The organism is Flavobacterium limnosediminis JC2902, assembly GCF_000498535.1.
Classification (GTDB): domain Bacteria; phylum Bacteroidota; class Bacteroidia; order Flavobacteriales; family Flavobacteriaceae; genus Flavobacterium; species Flavobacterium limnosediminis.
Window position 1 is genome coordinate 47,814 of record NZ_AVGG01000002.1, and the last position, 22,227, is coordinate 70,040.

At 38.0% G+C, this 22,227-nt stretch carries 22 protein-coding genes; 13 read left to right on the plus strand and 9 right to left on the minus strand.

Features of this window, described 5'->3' with window-relative positions; all coding sequences use genetic code 11:
* Window positions 1-97 precede the first annotated feature (97 nt).
* Entirely contained in the window at window positions 98-586 is a 489-nt protein-coding gene (locus FLJC2902T_RS02985) for a GNAT family N-acetyltransferase (RefSeq protein ID WP_023578302.1), read from the minus strand.
* Between the two features lie 110 nt (window positions 587-696).
* Here FLJC2902T_RS02985 and ribD point away from each other — a divergent pair, with 110 nt between their 5' ends.
* The 7 genes from ribD to FLJC2902T_RS03025 all read left to right on the plus strand — a co-directional run bounded on the left by ribD (window position 697) and on the right by FLJC2902T_RS03025 (window position 8,292).
* Window positions 697-1,758 (plus strand): bifunctional diaminohydroxyphosphoribosylaminopyrimidine deaminase/5-amino-6-(5-phosphoribosylamino)uracil reductase RibD, encoded by a 1,062-nt coding sequence (ribD, locus tag FLJC2902T_RS02990; protein WP_023578303.1) that lies wholly within the window; start codon window positions 697-699, stop codon window positions 1,756-1,758.
* A complete protein-coding gene (locus tag FLJC2902T_RS02995) occupies window positions 1,755-2,354 on the plus strand; it encodes an HAD family hydrolase (RefSeq protein WP_035676976.1) in 600 nt (199 codons plus the stop codon). Before ribD ends, FLJC2902T_RS02995 begins: the two co-directional genes overlap by 4 nt.
* 6 nt (window positions 2,355-2,360) lie before the next feature.
* A complete protein-coding gene (locus FLJC2902T_RS03000; RefSeq protein WP_023578305.1) occupies window positions 2,361-2,969 on the plus strand; it encodes an IMPACT family protein in 609 nt (202 codons plus the stop codon).
* Between the two features lie 197 nt (window positions 2,970-3,166).
* A complete protein-coding gene (locus FLJC2902T_RS03005; RefSeq protein WP_023578306.1) occupies window positions 3,167-4,756 on the plus strand; it encodes a T9SS type A sorting domain-containing protein in 1,590 nt (529 codons plus the stop codon).
* 95 nt (window positions 4,757-4,851) lie between these two features.
* Window positions 4,852-5,091 carry a hypothetical protein gene (locus FLJC2902T_RS03010; protein WP_023578307.1) on the plus strand — a complete coding sequence of 80 codons (240 nt, stop codon included), beginning with the start codon at window positions 4,852-4,854 and terminating at the stop codon, window positions 5,089-5,091.
* A gap of 338 nt (window positions 5,092-5,429) precedes the next feature.
* A complete protein-coding gene (locus FLJC2902T_RS03020; RefSeq protein WP_023578309.1) occupies window positions 5,430-6,986 on the plus strand; it encodes an NAD(P)/FAD-dependent oxidoreductase in 1,557 nt (518 codons plus the stop codon).
* Window positions 6,987-7,140: 154 nt separating this feature from the next.
* A complete protein-coding gene (locus FLJC2902T_RS03025; RefSeq protein ID WP_035676981.1) occupies window positions 7,141-8,292 on the plus strand; it encodes a hypothetical protein in 1,152 nt (383 codons plus the stop codon).
* 110 nt (window positions 8,293-8,402) lie between these two features.
* On the opposite strand, the gene FLJC2902T_RS03030 is transcribed toward FLJC2902T_RS03025, so the two are convergent.
* Window positions 8,403-8,813 (minus strand): acyl-CoA thioesterase, encoded by a 411-nt coding sequence (locus tag FLJC2902T_RS03030; RefSeq protein WP_023578310.1) that lies wholly within the window; start codon window positions 8,811-8,813, stop codon window positions 8,403-8,405.
* 190 nt (window positions 8,814-9,003) lie between these two features.
* Between FLJC2902T_RS03030 and dnaA the strand changes: the two genes are divergently transcribed.
* The 3 genes from dnaA to FLJC2902T_RS03045 are packed head-to-tail and all read left to right on the plus strand — an operon-like array spanning window position 9,004 to window position 11,622.
* On the plus strand, window positions 9,004-10,431 hold the full coding sequence (gene dnaA, locus FLJC2902T_RS03035) for a chromosomal replication initiator protein DnaA (protein WP_035677173.1): 1,428 nt from the start codon (window positions 9,004-9,006) through the stop codon (window positions 10,429-10,431).
* Between the two features lies 1 nt (window position 10,432).
* Window positions 10,433-10,897: a low molecular weight protein-tyrosine-phosphatase gene (locus FLJC2902T_RS03040; RefSeq protein WP_035676983.1), complete on the plus strand. Its 465-nt coding sequence runs from the start codon at window positions 10,433-10,435 to the stop codon at window positions 10,895-10,897.
* Window positions 10,897-11,622: an SAM-dependent methyltransferase gene (locus FLJC2902T_RS03045; protein WP_035676986.1), complete on the plus strand. Its 726-nt coding sequence runs from the start codon at window positions 10,897-10,899 to the stop codon at window positions 11,620-11,622. Before FLJC2902T_RS03040 ends, FLJC2902T_RS03045 begins: the two co-directional genes overlap by 1 nt.
* Window positions 11,623-11,626: 4 nt before the next feature.
* On the opposite strand, the gene FLJC2902T_RS03050 is transcribed toward FLJC2902T_RS03045, so the two are convergent.
* The 6 genes from FLJC2902T_RS03050 to dapF form a co-directional block, all read right to left on the minus strand.
* Window positions 11,627-12,268, minus strand: a complete 642-nt coding sequence (locus FLJC2902T_RS03050; RefSeq protein ID WP_051364238.1) for a hypothetical protein — start codon at window positions 12,266-12,268, stop codon at window positions 11,627-11,629.
* A gap of 98 nt (window positions 12,269-12,366) precedes the next feature.
* Window positions 12,367-13,263, minus strand: a complete 897-nt coding sequence (locus FLJC2902T_RS03055) for a DUF2279 domain-containing protein (RefSeq protein WP_023578315.1) — start codon at window positions 13,261-13,263, stop codon at window positions 12,367-12,369.
* 235 nt (window positions 13,264-13,498) lie between these two features.
* Window positions 13,499-14,455 carry a DUF2279 domain-containing protein gene (locus FLJC2902T_RS03060; protein WP_394331684.1) on the minus strand — a complete coding sequence of 319 codons (957 nt, stop codon included), beginning with the start codon at window positions 14,453-14,455 and terminating at the stop codon, window positions 13,499-13,501.
* Between the two features lie 3 nt (window positions 14,456-14,458).
* Window positions 14,459-15,499 carry an endolytic transglycosylase MltG gene (mltG, locus tag FLJC2902T_RS03065; RefSeq protein ID WP_023578317.1) on the minus strand — a complete coding sequence of 347 codons (1,041 nt, stop codon included), beginning with the start codon at window positions 15,497-15,499 and terminating at the stop codon, window positions 14,459-14,461.
* 4 nt (window positions 15,500-15,503) lie between these two features.
* On the minus strand, window positions 15,504-16,040 hold the full coding sequence (locus FLJC2902T_RS03070; RefSeq protein WP_023578318.1) for a GNAT family N-acetyltransferase: 537 nt from the start codon (window positions 16,038-16,040) through the stop codon (window positions 15,504-15,506).
* Window positions 16,041-16,299: 259 nt separating this feature from the next.
* Entirely contained in the window at window positions 16,300-17,085 is a 786-nt protein-coding gene (gene dapF / locus FLJC2902T_RS03075; protein ID WP_023578319.1) for a diaminopimelate epimerase, read from the minus strand.
* A gap of 133 nt (window positions 17,086-17,218) precedes the next feature.
* Between dapF and FLJC2902T_RS03080 the strand changes: the two genes are divergently transcribed.
* The 3 genes from FLJC2902T_RS03080 (at window position 17,219) to FLJC2902T_RS16200 (ending at window position 21,203) form a co-directional block, all read left to right on the plus strand.
* The gene (locus tag FLJC2902T_RS03080; RefSeq protein ID WP_023578320.1) at window positions 17,219-18,610 is read left to right on the plus strand and encodes a S1C family serine protease; all 1,392 of its coding nucleotides are present in this window, start codon (window positions 17,219-17,221) and stop codon (window positions 18,608-18,610) included.
* A 337-nt stretch (window positions 18,611-18,947) separates the two neighbouring features.
* Window positions 18,948-20,396, plus strand: coding sequence for a glyceraldehyde-3-phosphate dehydrogenase (locus FLJC2902T_RS03085; RefSeq protein WP_023578321.1), 1,449 nt, complete (start codon window positions 18,948-18,950; stop codon window positions 20,394-20,396).
* A gap of 333 nt (window positions 20,397-20,729) precedes the next feature.
* Complete coding sequence (locus FLJC2902T_RS16200) at window positions 20,730-21,203, plus strand: hypothetical protein (protein ID WP_155958847.1); 474 nt, start codon at window positions 20,730-20,732, stop codon at window positions 21,201-21,203.
* Window positions 21,204-21,307: 104 nt separating this feature from the next.
* On the opposite strand, the gene FLJC2902T_RS03095 is transcribed toward FLJC2902T_RS16200, so the two are convergent.
* Complete coding sequence (locus tag FLJC2902T_RS03095; RefSeq protein WP_023578323.1) at window positions 21,308-22,132, minus strand: SDR family NAD(P)-dependent oxidoreductase; 825 nt, start codon at window positions 22,130-22,132, stop codon at window positions 21,308-21,310.
* Window positions 22,133-22,227 lie beyond the last annotated feature (95 nt).

Consider the following 22,227-nt stretch of genomic DNA (forward strand, 5'->3'; position numbering starts at 1 on the left):
TACTACAAAGTAATCACTATATTTTCATTAAACCTCAAAAAAAAGAGAAAACTATCTTTTTTATAAAAACCTAACATTATACAAAACCATTTGCAAGCTACTTCAATCCTTTAATCATCCAGACCGGGCAGGACGAATGGCCCGTGCAACCCATTGGAGCATCGAGATACGTAAATCCGGATTTCAGGTATAATTTCTGGGCCGCTTCCATGTACGGCATGGTTTCCAGATAACATTGTTTGAATCCGAATGTCTTTGCTTTTTCAAGACAAATTTCCATCATCCTTGCACCTATTCCCAAGCCACGGGTTTCGGGAAGGAAATACATTTTCTGCAATTCGCATACATCGGGTGAACCATTGGCCAAAGGCGCGATTCCTGCACACCCGATAATTTCCCCATCTTTTTCCACCACAAAATAAGCCGATTTGGGTTCGGAATAGGTTTCAAACATGCGATCCAGTTGAGGGTCGGCATAAGCCGTTCCTACTTTCGGCACATTGAATTCTTCCAAAACGGTTCGGATTACTTGGGCAACCGATACATTGTCGGTTTTTTGGATTTCTCTGATTATCACTTCTTCCATTCTTCAGAAATAGCTTATTTTTGCACTGTGAATTTACATCAAACGCTCGTAAAAAAAAAGCAATATTCCAAATTAACAGATAGCGTTCCTGACGACCTTAGACAGAAACTATGAAGACGGAAGAAAAATACATAAAACGCTGCATCGAATTGGCCAAAAATGGTTTGGGAACGACTTACCCGAATCCGTTGGTGGGCAGTGTGATTGTGCATAATGGAAAAATCATTGGGGAAGGTTGGCACCAAAAGGCCGGAGAGCCTCATGCCGAAGTGAATGCCGTAAATTCGGTAAAAGATAAATCGTTGTTATCGAAAGCTACCATTTATGTGAGTCTGGAACCGTGTAGTCACTTCGGAAAAACGCCCCCATGTTGCGATCTGATTATCGCGAATAACATCCCGAATGTAGTTATCGGAACCGTCGATCCTTTTGCGAAAGTAGCTGGAAGCGGGATCAAAAAACTCATGGAAGCCGGAAAAAATGTTACCGTTGGCGTTTTGGAAGACGAATGTAATAAACTCAACAAACGTTTTTTTACGTTTCATCAGCAAAAAAGACCGTATATCATTCTGAAATGGGCGGAAACTGCAGACGGTTTTATTGCCCCGGATGCGATTTTTAGGCAAGGCCAGAACGACAACATAAAAAAACCGGTCTGGATCACCAATCAATACTCCAGGCAATTGGTTCATAAATGGCGCAGTCAGGAGCAGGCAATTCTGGTGGGAACACAGACCGTTTTGGATGACAATCCGAAATTGGATGTGCGCGACTGGGGCGGAAAAAATCCGATCCGGATCGTATTGGACAGAACAGGGAAAATTTCAGAGGCTTATTCCGTAAAAGACAACAAAACGAAGACAATTATCATAACAGAATCTCAAAATTTCAAGAATTCCGAGAATATTTTTTACGAAAATTGTACCTTTGATACTTCTTTAGCGTTCACTGTTGCCGACCTGCTTTTCCGACACGAAATCCAGTCGGTCATTATTGAAGGGGGAAGACAGACATTACAAACATTTATAGATGCCAACCTATGGGACGAAGCTTTGATTTTCAGAGGGAAAGCAACTTTTAAAAAAGGAATATCGGCTCCAAATTTTTCAGAAAACCTAATCAAAAAGCAAACTGTTTTGGATGACGAACTTTTAATTTTCAGGAATGTATGATCGATACAATTATTTTTGATTTTGGGAATATCTTTATCAATTTGAGCCAGGAAGCCCCTTTTGACCACATGCGAAAAATAGGTTTGGCATGTTGGAATGAAGATTTGGACAGCCTGAACAAGCGTTACGAAAAGGGAAAGATTGACGAGTTAGAGTTTTTTACCGGATTTCAACGCTATATTCCCAACAAGGAACTGGATGAAATACGCGAGGCATGGAACGGCATATTGCTTGATTTTCCTTTGTATCGCCTTGAATTTTTACAGCGCTTATCCAGAAAATACCGTTTGTTCCTGTTAAGCAATACCGACCGGACCCATATTGAAAAATTTGAGCACAAAGTAGGTATGACCTTTAGCCGTGAGTTCTATCTGTGTTTTGAAAAAGTGTATTTCTCATACGAAATCGGTTTACGAAAACCCGATCCGGAGGTTTTCAACTACATCATCAACCGACACGATTTAAATCCAAAGAAAACACTTTTCGTAGACGACAACAAACACAACACCGACGTGGCTGCCAACCTGGGTATGCATGTTTGGAATCTTCAGGTAGGACAGGAAGATGTGGTGGATTTGTTTGATAAAACCTGGTAAATTCCATTGGAAACCGACTCGTACAAAACCTTAGCTTCCGCCTCGGAAGAAGTGCTTTATAAAGAAAAAAACAGCAAGTTTTTCGGCTACGCCTTTCCCGTTACCACAGAGGAAGAGGTCAAAATCATTATTGAAGACTTAAAAAAGCAACATTATTCGGCCCGTCATTGGTGTTATGCTTTTCAGTTGGGCACTACTAAAATCCAGTACCGCGCCAACGACGACGGAGAACCCAACAACTCCGCCGGAATGCCCATTTACGGACAGATTCAGTCGTTTGAAGTCACCAACGTACTCGTAGTAGTCGTTCGCTATTTTGGCGGCGTTAAATTAGGTGTTGGCGGATTAATTTCTGCTTACAAAACAGCCGCACAAATGGCATTGGAAGTTTCAGACATCGTAGAGAGAACCATCGACACCCATTACCTGATCCGTTTTGACTACAAGAACATGAACAAGGTCATGCGCATCATCAAAGAAAAAAATCTGGATATCGTTGCCCAAAAAATGGAAATGAGCTGCGAAATTGAGATTTCCATCCGAAAAAAAAATGCCGAAATGGTATTCGACATTTTCTCAAATTTGTTTGAAGTGGATATTGTTGAAAAAGAATAATTTCGATTAAAAACAAATCTGCCTACACAGCCTGAGCGCTTCTGTTTTTCATTTTAATGCGATTTTAGTACCCAATTTTTTTTCTAATTTGCCTGTAAAATCAATTTACAGAGGAATGTTTTATTTGTTAAAAACAACTTTTTTTACTAGATTATCTTCTCATGCTTCGTTTATTTGTAATAAAATACCGAATAAACATGAAACAAATTATATGCATAATCATACTACTGAGTTTAGCTGGCATTCTTACAGCACAAAACCCGTCCATAGTCTGGCAAAAAACCATTGGCGGAAATAATAGGGATGTCTTAGAATGCATTATAAAAACCAATGACAACGGGATGCTTCTTGGTGGCATTTCGTTATCAAACATATCCGGTGAAAAAAACCAATCCTGCAGAGGAAATGATGACTTTTGGGTAGTAAAACTGGACGAACAAAAAAACATGGTTTGGCAGACAACCATTGGAGGAAGCGGAACAGACTATTTATATTCCATTATACAAACTCCAGACGGTGGTTATTTATTAGGCGGTAGCTCTTATTCAAACATTTCAGGTGAAAAAACAGAAAACAGCAGGGGCCTCAACGATATTTGGATAGTAAAACTCAATTCTTCCGGAGCTATTTTATGGCAAAAAACCATTGGAGGGATTGGAGGCGAAAACTTAAATTCTATAGCAAACACAGCTGATGGCGGTTATATTTTGGGCGCCACCGCTTACATGTCTGAAATATCGGGAGAGAAAACCGAGCCCAATTATGGGGAAACAGATTATTGGGTTGTAAAATTAAACAGTACAGGCTCAATAGTCTGGCAGAAAACCTATGGAGGCACAAGTTTTGACGATATCAAGTCGGTTAAGCAAACAGTTGACGGGGGTTACATAATCACAGGCGATTCCCATTCTCCAATTTCCGGTGTAAAAACAGAAAATTCAGTTGCTTGGGACTATTGGATCATAAAAACAGATGCCACAGGCAATATCGAATGGCAGAATACTATTGGTGGAAATCATGCAGACATGTTTCCTCATTTAATCATCTGCGAAGACAATACATACCTTATCGCTGGAACATCATCCTCACCACTTTCCGGTGACAAAACAGAAAACAGTTATGGCGAAAGGGATTATTGGGTCGTAAAACTGGACACAAACGGCCTAATTATATGGGATAAAACATTAGGTGGTTCTGAATTTGAACAAGTAGGAGGTATAATCCAAACCCCCGACGGAAACTACATTATCGGCGGAATGTCCTATTCCTCCATCTCAGGCATTAAAACAGAAAACTCAAGAGGCAGTGCTGATTTTTGGCTGGTCAAATTAAATGCAACCGGCACCAACGTTTTATGGGATAAGACAATTGGCGGAAACCTGAGTGACAGTGTTTACTCTCTTGCTTTATACAACAATGACCTGTTTATAGGCGGAAACTCATGGTCATCCATATCCGGGGAGAAAACACATAATTCCAGAGGAGAAAATGATTACTGGATTGTTCAATTGGGAAATGTTACTTTGGGGACCAACGAATATGCTAACAACACACCTTTCATATATCCAAACCCAACAAACGATGGACATCTAAATATAGATTTATCAAAAACTTACAATCACATCAACACAAAGGTATACAATGTAACCGGGCAGCTGATTTTTGAAAAAAACTATTCGAACATTTCCATTATTTCGGACACTTTTTTAAATCAGTCCGGTATGTATTTTATCCAACTGGAATTAGATTTTACAAAAAAAATAAATTTAAAGGCAATTAAAAATTAGTTTTCTATAAATCAACCAAATGTTTTGAAGTATATTTCAGAAACACAGAATTAGACGGAGGCGGTTTAATTTCCGCATACAAAACCGCGGCGCAAATGGCGTTGGAAGTATCGGACATTGAAAGAAGAACCATCGACATTCATTACCTGATTCGTTTTGACTACAAGAATATGAACAAGGTCATGCGCATCATCAAAGAAAAAAATCTGGATATCGTTGCCCAAAAAATGGAAATGAGCTGCGAAATTGAGATTTCAATCCGAAAAAAAAATACCGAAATGGTATTCGATATTTTTTCCAATTTATTTGAAGTGGATATTATTGAAAAAGAATAACCCCCTCGCCAAAAAAATCAAACTATCAAATACTTTCTCTCCCGAAAATCCAACTTTAAAAACAATCACTGCACCGACGGAATTCAAAACCAAAATTCATGATTCACAGGGAAACAAACCCCTTAAAATAAAGTTGCTTTTTTCATATTTTAATTGTTTTTTTGTTAGCTAAAGGCAGTAAAAAAAGGAGAACGTTGCTATTTTCAGCAAGTAACCCCGTTTTTAATCCAAACAGATTTCAGCATTGCAGTCCACTGCTGTTTCACTTGGCTTTACCATTATCAGGTGTTTTTGATCAGAATGATTATAACGCCAATCTTAATCTATTAAAATAAAATTTGAAAACTAAAACAGCTTTAATTATAGGCGGTGGTCCGGCAGGTTTAACAGCAGCTTACGAATTTTTAAAACACACGGATATTATACCTGTTGTAATAGAAATGAGTTCATTTTGGGGCGGAATTTCAAGGACAGAAGAACATAACGGCAACAGAATTGATATTGGAGGACATCGTTTTTTTTCAAAATCGGATGAAATCATGGAATGGTGGCAGGATATTCTACCGATACATTCCGAGAGTAAAAACCTCACCATTACCTATCACAACCAAAATAAAGACATTGCTGTAAAAAACAGTAAAACCGCTGTTGATTCCAACAATATTCTTTTGATTCGAAAACGTAAATCAAGAATTTATTTCAATAAAACTTTCTTTGACTATCCCATCAGCCTGAATTTTGAAACACTTAAAAACTTAGGAATAATCAACTCGGGTTTAATTGGTTTAAGTTATATCAAAGCTGTTCTTTTTCCAATAAAAAACGTGGAAACATTAGATCACTTTTTCATTAACCGTTTTGGAGAAAGACTTTACAAAACCTTCTTTAAAGATTATACCGAAAAAGTCTGGGGTGTACCCTGCAGCGAGATAAGCGCCGAATGGGGAGCACAACGCATAAAAGGATTATCAATAACGAAATCGGTTCTTAATTTTTTAAAAAAAGCGTTTCGCCTTAATAATGACAACAACATCAGTCAAAAAGACACCGAAACCTCTTTGATTGAGTATTTTTTGTACCCTAAATTCGGCCCCGGACAAATGTGGGAAGTGGTTGCTGAAAAAGTCGGCCAGCAAGACGGAATATTAAAGCAAAATTGCAAGGTAACCAAAATCATAACGAACGGAAGCAAAGTCAACCAGGTTGAAATTCAAAACCGTAGTACCGGAATGACGGAAACCTTGGAATTGGATTACTGCATTTCGACCATGCCTGTAAACGAACTGATAAATGCTATCGACTGTAACATCCCTCAAGACGTAAAGCGCGTTTCGGAAGGATTAATGTACCGCGATTTTATAACCGTAGGACTGTTACTCAACAATATCAACCATGAGTTAGAAGACAATTGGATTTACATTCAGGAAAATTATGTAAAAGTAGGAAGACTCCAGATTTTTAACAATTGGAGCCCTTATATGGTAAACGATTCCAATAAAACATGGGTTGGTTTGGAATACTTCTGCAATGCCGATGACGAAATCTGGAACATGGACGATCGTTCCCTGACTGAGTTAGCTATCAGCGAAATGATCCAATTAGGATTTATCAGTAAAAAAGAAGATGCAGAAGATTCAAAGGTGATTAAGGTTCCAAAAAACTACCCCGCCTACTTCGGCACTTATTCTGAATTTGACACTATTAAAGAATTCACCAACTCGTTTGAAAATCTTTTTCTGATAGGACGAAACGGGATGCACAAATACAACAATCAGGACCACTCGATGCTCACGGCAATAAAAACCGTAGCGAATATTAAGAATAATGTTTTTGAGAAAGAGGACATATGGGCAATAAACACGGAAGAAAGTTACCATGAACAAAAAAAGCATTAAACAAAGCTCAAACAATCTGATTTCTTTTTTCTCCCTTAACAATTTTGAAAAAAGAGAGAAAAAACTCTTCTTTTTACTATGCTTCGTCTGGTTGCTTTTTTATGTTTTCCGGCTGCTGTCGAACTCGTTTTTTCTAACTGATTCTCATGAATATATGGAAATTGCCAGAATCATCGGCAATTGTTCCTATTTTGACAAAAACGCCGACTTCAGACTCCTCACAAAACGACCGTTTGTTTACCCTCTTTTTCTTTCGATACTATCCGATTTAAAACCTTTTGCAATTATTTTCATTCAGAGTTTATTCGGGATTTTAAATACTTTCATCCTATTTAAAACAGTAAAAAAAATAGCCGGCCCTATAAAGAAAGAGGCACTGATGCTATTTATTTTCACACCTTCCATTTTTATTTATACGCATTTACTAATGTCGGAATGGCTGATAATGCTTTTTTTAAACCTGTTGGCATGGCTGCTTATTCAAAAATGGAGTAAAACCAACTTCGCATACATCCAACTCCTAACGCTCTTGTTAGCGTTTACAAAACCTGTTTTTTACCCCTTTATTTATGTAAATTTTTTGTTTTTCGGGATTTACATGATCAGGAAAAGGGTCTTTAGCTTTTGGCTTTTTCTACCTATCCTATGTCTGCAAGGCTATTTAAATTATAATGAAACCCGAACAGGTTACAAGCATTTCTCATCCATTGAAAACATTAACCTGATTAACTATAATTTATATTATTTCAAGTCCTCAACACAATCGAAAGAAAAAGCAGATACCTGGCTTAGTAGTATTTACAACAGTGATAAGTACGAAAACAAGAGCTTTGGAGAACAAAACGACTACCTTAAGGAAGTAGCAACGACTGAAATTAAAAACAATTTTTTATCGTATTCACTGTACCACTTTTTTACAGCCGTCAGAGGCATATTTGATCCCGGAAGGTTTGACTTGATGACTTATTTTGAAAAAGAAGACGGGAAGCAAGGTTTTCTGGAAATTCTGAATGGTCAAAAAACACTGTTTAGTCTATTCAGAAATAAGTACCTGTTGATTTACCTTCTCTTAATCCCTATTTTTATTGTGAATGCATTAAAGTGGTTTTATTTTTCAAAGTTCATTATAAAAAGTAAAACATACACCAAGCACTTCTATCTGATCCTATTGCTGTTTTATTACATTTTAGTGACCGGCCCCGTAAACTGCTCCCGTTACATGATGCCTTTTCAAGGGCTGCTTTTTGTTTTCGCATTAGCCGGCTTTTATGGCAGCACAAAAGCTAAAAACAAGAAGCTGGATTAAAACAAAAAATGTTTTCTTTCATTTTAATCCCAACCCAAAATCCTAAAATTATCTCTACTTTGTTTGAAGTGGATATTTTGCAAAAAGAATAAAATTATTTTGTGATATTTTTAGTTTTTCACAAAATCAACCAAGCGTTCCGAAACGTATTTCGGCGCTAAAGTCGGACGACCCGTTTTCATGTCCACAAACACCAAAACAGAGTTGCCAATTGTTAATAACTCCCCCGCCTCATTGTAAATTTCGTAGTCAAATTCTATCTTAACTGAGGTCTGACTTTTGAAGATTGTTTTCACTGTAAGCAAGTCATCGTAACGCGCCGGTTTTTTGTAATTCATCGAGAGTGAAACTACAGGAAGCATAATTCCGTTTTCTTCCATCCATTTGTATGAAACCCCAAGGTTTCTGAGCCATTCCACGCGTCCCATCTCAAAATATTGAGCATAATTACCGTGATAAACAACCCCCATTTGATCGGTTTCAGCATAACGGACACGGACCTCAAACTGATGTATTTTCATATTAATTTTAATGTTAATTTATTCTAAATAATTACAAAAAAAGGCTTACAATTTTTTTTTTACAAAACCAATATACAAATGATTTTTTTTTGAAAAATTTTGTCCACATATTTGTCTTCCCAATAAAAAAAAAGACAACCTGCGTTAACTTTTTGTCCAACACCTAATTATAAAAAACATGCCTGAATATATGAGTACAACTGCGCAATCAGTATGGGAGAACTGTCTGTCTTTTATAAAAGATAACATTCAAGATCAAGCTTACAAGACTTGGTTTGAACCCATTCGTGCCGTTGAACTTACAGATAACGCATTATACATTCAGGTTCCCAGTAAATTCTTCTACGAATGGCTGGAAGAGCACTATGTTAAATTATTAAAGGTAGCCCTTACCAAAGAGCTGGGACCAAGCGCAAAGTTACTTTATAAAATCAAAATGGAAAATAAACTTGGCAACAAACTTCCGTTCACGGAACAGCTGCCAAGTAACAATCGTTCTGCGGTAAAAACCCAAGAGATCGACGTTCCCATTCACAATAAAAATCCGGAGTTAAAAAATCCGTTCATAATCCCTGGAATCCGCAATGTAAAAATCGAATCGCAATTAAATTCAAATTACAGTTTCGACAATTTCCTTGAAGGCGATTCGAACCGTTTGGCACGTTCTGCCGGTATGGCCGTTGCTAACAAACCCGGAGGAACTTCGTTTAATCCGTTCCTTATTTTCGGAGGTGTGGGATTGGGAAAAACGCACCTGGCGCATGCTATCGGTGTTGAAATTAAAGAAAAATACCCTGAAAAAACCGTTCTATATATTTCGGCTGAAGTGTTCACGCAGCAATATATCGACTCGGTTAAGAAAAATACCCGAAATGATTTCATTCATTTCTACCAACTGATTGATGTTTTAATTATTGATGACGTGCAATTCCTTTCCGGAAAAGCGGGAACACAGGATGTATTCTTCCACATCTTTAATTATCTACACCAAAACGGAAAACAGGTTATCCTTACTTCTGACAAGGCTCCTGTAGACATGCAGGACATCGAGCAACGTTTGTTATCGCGATTCAAATGGGGACTTTCAGCAGAGATTCATCAACCGGATTATGAAACAAGGGTTTCCATCCTGAAAAACATACTGTATCGCGATGGTGTTGAGATGCCGGACGACATTGTGGAATATGTTGCCAAAAACATCAAATCGAACGTTCGTGAACTGGAAGGCGCCATCATTTCATTGATTGCACAATCTTCATTCAACCACCGTGAAGTTACTATAGAGTTAGCAAAACAGGTGGTGGAGAAATTCGTAAAAAATGTAAAACGCGAAGTTTCCATCGATTACATTCAGAAAATCGTTTCCGATTATTTCCAGTTGGATGTGGAAACACTACAGTCGAAAACCAGAAAACGCGATGTGGTTCAAGCAAGACAATTAGCGATGTTTTTTGCTAAAAAATTCACCAAAGCCTCTTTGGCCAACATCGGCTCACAAATTGGTTCCCGTGATCACGCTACTGTTTTACATGCCTGCAAAACCGTTGACAATCTGGTTGCAACCGACAAACAGTTCAAGAAATACGTAGACGACATCCACAAAAAGTTATCGTTATAATATGCCCGTTAAGATTTTAATGGTCTGCCTGGGAAACATTTGTCGCTCTCCTTTGGCAGAAGGAATTTTACAATCAAAACTACCTAAGGAACAGTTTGAGGTGGATTCCGCCGGGACCGGAAGTTGGCACATCGGACAGAAACCCGACGAACGTTCGGTACTGATTGCCAAAAATAAAGGCCTTGACATCACGCACCAACGGGGAAGACAAATCAACAAAGCAGATTTCGATATATTTGACTACATTTATGTGATGGATATTTCCAATTACCATAATGTTATTGCCTTAGCACCCGATGAGGAAGCAAAATTGAAAGTCACCATGATTTTAGACGAACTTTTTCCCGGTGAAAACGTAGATGTACCGGATCCCTATTTCGGAGGACAAAACGGATTTGAGCAAGTATTTATGATGCTTGACGAGGCCTGCGAAATCATTGCCCAAAAACTTAAAGCCAAACACTGATGAAACCAACCACTCTTTTTGGAAAACTGTATCTGATTCCGACTACTTTAGGAGAAATGAACCCTGAAGATGTTTTACCGCACACCATTAAGAGAACCATTGATTTCATAGATCATTATATTGTTGAAAACGAAAAAACGGCACGTCGTTTTATAAAAAGCGTGCATCCTGAAAAAAAACAGCCCGAATTAAAACTTTTTGCACTCAACAAACACACCGATGTTTCCGAGCATAATGAGTTCATAAAACCGTTATTGGAAGGAAAAAACATGGGATTGATGAGTGAAGCCGGTTGTCCCGGAGTTGCCGATCCGGGTGCGGTAATCGTAAAGTTGGCGCATGAAAAAGGGATACAGGTCGTACCACTCGTTGGCCCGTCTTCCATTCTGTTGGCGATGATGGCTTCCGGCATGAACGGACAAAGTTTTGCATTTAACGGCTATTTGCCCATCGATAAATCGGACAAGAAAAACGCTTTAAAAAATCTGGAAAAATTATCTTTTGATAAAAACCAGTCGCAGCTATTCATTGAAACACCGTACCGCAACAATAAATTCCTGGAAGATTTACTTCAGATTTTGCAACCCAATACACTTTTATGTGTGGCTTGTGACATTACCCTTCCGACCGAATACATCAAAACACAATCGGTAAACCAATGGAAAAAAAATAAGGTCGATTTACATAACCGACCTTGCATTTTTATTCTTCATAAAACGAATTAACTCGTTACTCCATTTTCACTTTTGCATTAGCATTAGCAACGATATTGGATGTATCATACCCACCGAATTTCCTGATGTAACTTTTCAGTGACGTTCCGAACCCATCGGTAAATCCGCTTTGACCGTTCGACCTCAGGAAAATTTTCACCGAACCGGCACCACCCAAGTGAGCAGCAGCCAACAATCCGGATTCCGTGATTCTCACTCCATCAATAATTCTGCCTTCATAGCGCCTTATCTCCTTCCTCAGTTCCCATTTGTTTTTAGACAAAAGAGCTTTAAAGGCTTTTTCCTGCAATTCGGGATTCTTTAAAAATTCGTTGGTATTGTAAACGCCCAGTGTTCGTAAGGTACTTTTTCCAAATTGGTATTTCCCCATATACCCGAAAGTATTCACTAAGCGGTAAAGTCCGAGAGACTCTTTTATTGCGACGGCTTGCTTAAAACCTACATATGACTTCCCGGTATACGGAAAATTGAAGTAAACTTTTTCGGTTTCCTCTTTGGTTGGGACCACATAAGTTATCTCTTCATCATTCTCAACATGAAAACCCTCAAGTTTTTCCGGCTCGAAGGCTTTAAAACCCGAGCTGATTAAAGTAATTAAAAGTACAAGTCCTAAAAAGTATGTCCATTTTTTTAACATAAAGTTGTTTTCTTCATTCGCTGTCACCGATATGAAATTTCTACTTTGCAAAGATACACCTTAATTTATAAATCTGAAAATCAACAAGTTAAAGTTTGTTAAAAATAGATAAAGTAGCCTTTTACATCGCCAAACTGACTGATTTCCAGGGTGGGAGCAGGCACCTTAATTGTGTTAAAAACAGAGAAAAGAGTTTTTAAAACATGAGAATTTGTTTTAATACGAGTTAAATCGACATCCAGACTAAAATACAATTGGCGATAAGAGTTAAGAACACTTCCCCCTTCCTGCTTCACATAAAAATTTTCAACACCGTATCCAAGAGCAACGTTAAACCATTTTGGAAGTATTTTGGAGGATTTGAAAAAAGAATGCAGATTGCCAGACATCCAATAGGTCTGTCCGTTGTAATCATCCATAATCTGAGATTTCATTGCACGGGCATCAACACACATGAAATCACTGGAGTGAAAAGAAAATTTAGGCACTATCCGCTGTTCCTTCCACAACAGTTCTTGAGATATATACAATGATGATCCGACAGCGTTCGCTACTATATCCCCATATGAAGCTCCCGATTCACATTTATAGCCATTAATAAGTTCGATAGTGGTCAATAAGACAAACCCCATTCCTCCTCCGTAAATCAATTGGTTTTTCTTACTTACTCCAGCCCATTGTAATCCTTCCGCGCTAAACCTACTGATATGATAGGATGAAAACACATGAGACGCCTTATCCATTTGCATATAACCGCGATTGTCGTTTATAAAATCAAAATCCGAATCCCAACACTGATTACTAAACGGTTGATTAAATTCAATTACACCTGCAGCAAAAACAATACCCTCCACAATTATTACGGCATTTCTTCTGGGAACATTAAGGGTATCCGAAGGTTTCAAAAAAGCATTAATACCTGATTGCCCCCAGGACAGATTGATGGAAAGTGATACTAGAAAAAAAAGGCTGATTAATTTAACAACATTCTTCATACCACTACCGCTTAAATTAATATTAAAGAAGTAAACTACTGCTGATAAATCACCGGTAAGCAGAAGAACACGGACGCAAAACCCTGTAGTTTTTCATCATACTCCTCAAGCCTACTGTTGTGCAATAAAAATTTTCAGATGAAATACCTTTTGAATAAAAAGAGGTAAAACAGTATATATCAGGAAATTTCCTTATAAATTTATTTAAGAAAAAGAACAAAACTGCAGCAATATCTTAAAAATAGATAAAGTAGCCTTTTACATCGCCAAACTGATTTATTTCCAGGGTGGGAGCAGGCACCTTAATCGTGTTAAAAACGGAGAAAAGTGTTTTTAAAATGTGGGAATTTGTTTTAATGCGGGTTAAATCAACATCGAGACTAAGATAAAATTGTCGTGTAGGTACATTTTGCGTTTCAAACTCTGCAGGAACTGATTCACTGTCACCATACAGCATTCCTTCCGCCCCATATCCAAGAGCAATATTGAACCATTTCGGGATTTTACTTTCTTTGGCAAAAGCATGCAGATTCATAGACAACCAATACGTCTGACCGTTGTAATCTTTGAGAATCTGTTCGTTCCAGTTGCCTCCCAATGTATTTGGCCGTAAGTCGGCATACTCGGTGTAATGAAATGAAAATTTGGGCGTAACTCTCTGTTCTTTCCACAGCAATTCCTGTGAAACATACAAACCGGTTCCCGCTGCATTGGCAACCACATCACCCCATGAAGCACCCCATTCGGCAGAAAAACCATCAAAAACCTCAACGACCGTCATGAACGCAAAACCTACCGTTGCTCCGTAAATCAACTGATGTTTTTTATCAGCCCCGCTCCAGGCTAAGGCTTCTGCCCCGAAACGCCCCATATGATACGTCGTGTATAAATGCCCAGCCTTATCCATTTGCAGCCATTCATTATTATCGTTGATGAAATGAAAAGACGATTTCGGATAATCTTTATACCAAAGCTGATTCAAACCTATCAGAGTTACGCCCAAAACAGCAGCTTCCGAAATATAAACCGCATTTCTTCTTTTAATGTGTAACGTATCCGAAGGTGTTAAAAAAGTCTCCGATTTCGATTGTGACTGTACCGGAAACACTGTCAAAACAAAAAAAATCGCTAGCACTTTTCGGATGAAAAACACTTGCGATTCTTTTAAGATTATTTGTAATTTCTTTTTCAAAAATTAACGCTGATAGCCTTGCTTGGCAACCCATTCGGCATATTTTTTTGCGATTACCTGATGTTGTTCATAGGTTTCCGCAAACTCATGATAACCGAAACGCTCCACACTGGCACAGAAATATTCATAGTTATGTTTCTCTGCATTCAGAACGGCGTCGATAGCCGAAATATCAGGCATGGCAATTGGCCCAGGAGGCAAACCGGTGTGAATATAAGTATTGTAAGGTGAGTTGATTCGCAAATCATTAAACATAACTCGTTTGATTATTGTATCAAAATCCCCTGACTTTTCCTTTATCGAGTAGATTACGGTTGGATCCGCCTGTAACGGCATATCTTTCTTCAAACGGTTTAAATATACTCCGGCAACACGAGGTCTTTCATCCGATTTAGCCGTTTCTTCGTGTACGATCGCCGCCAAAGTCGAAACCTGAACAGGTGTCAAATTCAAGGCTTTAGCTTTCGCCTGGCGCTCTTCGTTCCAAAATTTCTTGTATTCTTTTGCCAGTTTATCGCGTACTTTCTTTGGTGATACATTCCAGTAAAACTCATAAGTATTCGGAATAAACATTGCCAGAACCGTTTCTTTACTGAAACCGTTGTCTGCCATAAAAACAGAATCGGTAAACACTTCGGTAAGCGCTAAACTGTCAGGTTCTATCTGAGAAGACAAACGCTGCACCAATTTACTTAACGATTCCTGATTGTTAAAGGCCAATTTCACAGGAACATTATGACGCAATGAGGAAACGATGCTGAAACTGCTCATTCCTTTGGTTAATAAAAATTTCCCCGGATTAACATTGGCATCATAACCACGTTGTTCGGCCATAAACGCAAATTTATCCATGTTATCCACATAAGGCGCCATTATTTTCTTTACGTCTTCATAAGTGGAATTTGTCGGAACATAAACAAAAACTTCATTTTCTTCAAATTTCGTATTAGCGGTAAATGCTTTTAGATAAACAACAGCACCAATAACGGTTGCTGCAAGCAGAATACCAACTGAGACAATCGAGACAATTCTTTTCGGGTTCAAAACTTTATTTATTTGTTGGGTTAATTAATTGATATAGACCTTCGTCGGCATAGTGATTCTGAAGACGATTCCAGTCTTTTTTCACTCCTATGCATTGGAAGCCAAAATTAGTAAAAAGGTTTATACTTGGTGTATTTTCAGTGCCAATATTTGCATAAAGCTGATGGAGTTGCAACTGAGAGAAACAATAATTAATCAGCAGTCCAAGCGATTCTGTCCCGATTCCCGAACTTCTGTATTCGACACTTTTGATCACGATTCCGATACCGGCACGTTGGTTTCTCGGATCAAAATCGAACAGATCAATCAGACCAACAGCCTCAAAACTGTCATTTTTACAGATAGCCAAACGCAGTTGTTTCGCTTCATAAATATCCTGATGCACATTTTCCAGATACTGTCGGATCAAAAAGCGACTGTACGGTGTTTGCGTATTACTAACTTCCCAGATGGCTTCGTCATTTTCTATTGCATAAACGAATTCCAGATCTTCCGGTTCCAGCGCACGAAGGTAAACGGTATTTCCTTTTAACGTTATCAATTTAGACTGCTTAGATTATTTAGATTGTTAGACTGCTTAGATTATTAGACCGCTTAGATTGTTAGACTTCTTAGATTGTTAGACTTCTTAGATTGTTAGACTTCTTAGATTGTTAGACTTCTTAGATTGTTAGACTTCTTAGATTGTTAGACTTCTTAGATTGTTAGACTTCTTAGATTATTAGATTTCTTAATTGTCTTTTAAAACAATCCTTCTTGCTTCTTGTATCTATTTTCTATTTTCTATTTTCTATTTTCTCCTACCCTACCGAAATCTCACCTTTGAAAACAAAAGACGCGGGTCCTTTCAGAAAAACATGAGTATAAAATCCGTTTTTCTCAATAAAAGAAACCTCGAGCATTCCGCCTTCCACCTGTAGTTCTATTAACGAACTTTTGGTTTTACCAGTGGCTCTCATGGCAATGGCTACGGCAGTTGCTCCGGTTCCGCACGACAGAGTTTCGTCTTCCACTCCGCGCTCGTAAGTACGCAAACGGAATTTATTCTCATCGGTTTGTGACACGAAATTCACGTTACTGCCTGCATTTCCATATAAATCGCCGTAACGAATTTTAGCCCCTTGGTTCCTTACGTCGAAAATATTCAGATCTTCCACCATCTGAACATGATGCGGTGAACCGGTATTCAAAAAAACATGGCTTTTGTGTTCCTGAACCTCATCCACATCTTTCATCTGAAGCGATATGATGCCTTCATTGGAAATGGTTGCGAAATGCAGACCGTCGGTAGCAATAAAAGTAGTTTCCGTATCTATGATTCCGAGCTGTTTCGCGAAAGCCACAAGACAACGTCCGCCGTTACCACACATTGAGCTTTCGTTTCCGTCGGAATTATAATACACCATTCTGAAATCGGTGGTGTCATCGTTTTCCAATAAAATGAGTCCGTCGGCACCAATACCAAATCGTCGGTCACATAATTGTTCGATTAATTTGGTATCATTTTTGGGGAAATGTAAATTGCGATTGTCAATCATGACAAAATCGTTCCCCGTTCCCTGATATTTGTAAAAAGTATAGTTCATCTGATATTCAAATAAGTAACAAAAGTACGAATATTAAGGACAAGTTAAAGAGTGTTAAACCATCGTTAAAGCATTTTTTTGAATTATTGAAGTTTTTAATTTTACTGTTAAATACATAAACATATCTTGCATTATGAACAAATTTTCAAGTTTATTAGTCGTATCTCTGTTAAGCGGAACAATAACGCTTGGCGCGTACAAATTACTTTTTGACTCGAATAACGGTTCAGGAAGTAAATTATCGGTTGCTTCCGACAACTATTCCCGAAATGTGAGTCTGGGTGCAGAAAATATTGATTTTACCGTGGCTGCAGAAAATGCAGTCCATTACGTCGTACACGTAAAGAACGTTTCGGTTTCTGAACTCCCTTCCAATCCGATTATGGAATATTTCTACGGTTATCGCGGAGGACAGCAACAAACCCAGGTTGGAACCGGCTCCGGAGTGATCATTTCCGAAGATGGGTATATCGTAACCAACAATCACGTAATTCAGAACGCCACCGAACTGGAGGTCACCTTAAACAACAACAAATCCTATAAAGCGAAATTAGTTGGGACCGACAGTAAAATGGACGTAGCCTTACTGAAAGTAGATGCCGAGGAGAAGCTGCCGTATGCTACTTTCGGGAATTCGGATAATATGAAGATAGGCGAATGGGTTTTGGCGGTTGGGAATCCGTACAACCTCAACTCGACGGTAACAGCAGGAATTGTGTCGGCGAAAGCCAGAAATCTGAGCAAAGACGGCATACAGTCATTCATTCAGACCGACGCGGCGGTTAATCCCGGAAACAGTGGCGGGGCTTTGGTAAACATAAGAGGTGAATTAGTCGGAATCAACACTATGATCTCCTCGCCTACCGGAAGTTACGCCGGATATTCTTTTGCAGTCCCTTCCAATATCACTCGAAAAATCATCGAAGACCTAATGGAATACGGAAACGTACAGCGCGGTGTTTTAGGCGTTGAAGGAAGTGAATTAAACAGCGCTGTTTCAAAAGAATTCGGCGTAAAAGAAACTCAGGGATTTTATGTTAACTCTGTTTCAAAAAACTCGGGTGCAGAAAAAGCCGGACTGAAAAAAGGCGACATCATCATCCGATTAGACAATCAGACCATTAACGGATATTCGGATCTGACTTCCTACATCAACACAAAACGCCCTAACGATGTGGTTCAGGTTGGCATTCTCAGAGACAGTGACAAAAAAACGATTCCGGTAAAGCTAACCAAAAAAGAACTGGTAAATGTTGATTACAAAGGATTTGAATTTGAAGACCTGAATGCCGACGATAAAAAACGTTTCCGCTTAAGTGAAGGTGTAAAAATCAAGGATGTCACTAATGAAGAATACCTGGAATACGCCGAAATTTTAAAAGGAAGCATCATCCTCAGCATCGACGGAAACAAAATCACTTCGATGGATCAGGCTTCCCGAATCCTGAATTCCAAATCAAACAACCAGAAGTTCAGAGTGGTACTGATTACCCAAAACGGCAAACAGTTGGAAATGCTGCTGTAATTATTTTAGGTTATTCAGAAACAGTCCGATCAAACGACGCTACCGTTTGGACAAAAGCACAAATAGTAACATAAACGACATTTATTGAGCGGATTCACTATTAATTATTAAAGATTACTTTAAATAACCAAACACAGATTTCACGGATTTCACGGATTTAAACGAATTAATCTGTGATATTATGTGAAATCTGTGTTTTAAATATTCTATACCGACATTTGCATTCAGACAATGGGGCAAACGAGTGGTTTTTTTATGGAATTTTTCACAAAATAATTTTCCGAAATCTGATTTAAAATCAATAATTTTGCACCAATTTCAAACAACACACTTATTTATGGACAATTCAGTTTTATACGAAAAAGAATTGGCTTTTCAGGCAGACAGAAGAAGAGCTGGCGTAGAACTTATCAAGATTATCAGCGATTTATGGTATGACAAATCGATTGAGTTGGTACTTTTCAGAAACCAATTAATCGACAGAAATGTTAGTGACATCATCAACTTGCACGAATATGCAGTAGAATTTGTTCAAAAACCGATTAACGTTTTTGATTCTGTGGAAATTGCAAGAGCGATTCAGGCCTTAGATTTACCGCCATCAAGAATTGACATTGGTAAATTAACATATGAATACCATTTAGAAGACGATAAATACAACGACGCTACCGCTTTTGTTATCGACAAACTGAAACACGCGAAAGACACTTCTGAAATCAAACCTAAAGACGTGGTTCTTTACGGATTTGGTCGTATCGGACGTTTATTGGCCCGTGAAATGATGTCGAAAATAGGAAAAGGACAACAATTACGTTTAAGAGCGATTGTTACCCGTGATAAAAGTGACGCGGTTTTATTAGAAAAACGTGCTTCGTTATTGCGTTATGATTCGGTTCACGGTGATTTCGAAGGATCGGTTTCTGCTGATGTGGAAAACAATGCTTTAATCATCAACGGATCATCTGTTCATATTATCACTGCAAATTCTCCGGAAGAAATTGATTATACCGCTTATGGCATTCACGATGCTTTAGTGATTGACAATACAGGCGCTTTCACAACTGAGGAAGCATTAAGCCGTCACCTAGTTTCTAAAGGTGTTGACAAAGTATTATTGACTGCTCCGGGTAAAGGGGTTCCAAACATCGTTTACGGTGTTAACCACGAAGAATACAATCCGGATGAAGTTAAAATTTACTCTGCCGCTTCTTGTACAACAAACGCAATTACACCGGTTTTAGCCGCAGTCGAAGAAACGTTAGGCGTTGTTAAAGGACACTTGGAAACCATCCATGCCTACACCAACGACCAGAACCTTGTTGACAACATGCACAAAAAATACCGTCGTGGAAGAGCAGCTGCCTTAAACATGGTTATCACTGAAACAGGTGCAGGAAGTGCCGTTGCAAAAGCATTACCTAGTTTAGCAGGAAAATTAACTTCAAATGCTATCCGTGTACCGGTTCCAAATGGTTCCTTAGTGGTTTTAAATCTTGAAGTAGGTAAAAACACCACTAAAGAAGACTTGAACGCTATCATGAAAAAATATGCTTTGGAAGGAAACTTGGTAGAGCAAATCAAATACTCTTTGAATAACGAATTGGTATCTTCGGATATCGTTGGAACTTCGGCTCCGGCTATTTACGACAGTAATGCTACCATCGTTTCTGCAGACGGTAAAAACGTTGTGCTTTACATCTGGTATGACAACGAATACGGTTACAGCCATCAGGTTATCCGTTTAGCGAAATACATTGCTAAAGTTAGACGTTACATGTACTATTAATAGACATAAAACTTCAAATAATAAAATCCGCTTCGAGAAATTGAGGCGGATTTTTTTTACTTTAGTGACATGAAAAAAATTCTTACTCTAGTTTTATTGACTTTTGCAGTTAATATTTACAGTCAAACCGCAAATCCAAAAAATTTTAAAACTGTAAAATTTGTTTACTCACAGAAATCAAATTTCGAATTTGACCAAAGAGGTATTTATGGTGACACAACAGCTTTAAAGGCGCTTTTTCCCGGCAATAATTACATCTTCCAACCCAACCCAAAAGACAGTAGCAAGACATCAGCTTTTATCTCTTACCATACACTTACCAAAACAAAAAATATGGGAAATCTGAGATACCATCTTTACCATACAAATATCACCACAGAAGCAACTTATAATCCAAAAACCAAAAAAACGGAATACTACAATTATTACTGCCCCGATGAGGAGCTCAAAAAAATATTAATTTTCCTTAAAGGCAGTCGCTGCAATCGAAACAAAAGCGAAATGGGTACAATTGACTATTCTGATAATATACATATCAAACACGTTGGCCTATCCATACCGATAAAAGAAATAGCAAAATCCCTTATTGAATTTCAGGACAGTACAAAATCAACAGGAACCTATGATGAACACGTAATCATCAACCTTTCTAATCAGGAATACGACTTAACTTATCTAGTGGAATTCGACAACAATTTAAACAAACATATAACACCAATAGACATATTCGCGAATTCTGATTTTGGTGTAAAAAAAGTTTCAAATCCTTTTTATACAATTGAACTGATTTCTGTTTCTTATAATTAATAGATCTTCAGCCTATTTTAGAAAAACCAATATAATAATCAAATCTATTCACAAAAAGCCGGCTCAAAACAATATTGAGCCGGCTTTTTGTGTTTGAATTCAATTTAATTTTTACACAAATTATTTTCCATTGACGTTACAGATTGAATATTTCTCATCTGTAAACCAGTTAGAAAATCTTTTAAAAAAGAAGGAATCATCATATCAAAAAACAAAAACAACTTATTAAGTTTTCCCGGAACTATTACCTCTTTTCTTTTTAAAAGGCCCTCTATTGCAATTGGAGCAACTTCTTCCGGATTCATAGTCGACATCCTAGTCAACCAATTAAAGGATTCATTTATAGCGGTTACTGTTTTGTTCGTATTCATAGGACCCGGACAAATAACGCTCACATTAATTAATTCAGAATCCAATTCCCGTCGTAAACTTTTTGAGAAAGAATACACATAGGACTTAGTTGCTCCATAAACCTGTTTCTTCATTAAATAAAAGAAACATGAAAGACTTCCGACATTCAGAATATAGCCTGGGCTATGCTTCTTCAAGTCTTGTAAAAACAAATAGGTCATGACAGTAGTGGTCATAATGTTTATTTTTATTTGTCTTTGAAAGAACTCTATACTCCCTTCTTCAAAAAGCATCGTACTTCCTATACCAACATTATTGATAAGCATGTTAACTGCTAATTTTTTGTTTTTAATTGTTTGAAAAACCAAATTACAATTCCCGTCTACAGAAAGATCCATTTCAATCCCAACCGCCTCAATTGCATATTTTTGTTTTAACATTTCAACAAAACAATTCAATCCAGTTCCGGGTAAAGCCACCAAAATCAAATTCATCTTTCTGGAAGCACATTCTATAGCCAGCGCTTTTCCGAAACCTTCGCTGGCTCCTGTTATTAAAGTATATACATTAGTTTTCATGATTTCTATTTTTTACAATCAAACACTACTATCCACTCCCAGTAATCGGATAAGCCAAAACCTTCCAATTCCGGGACTTTTTATTCAAAATCAAC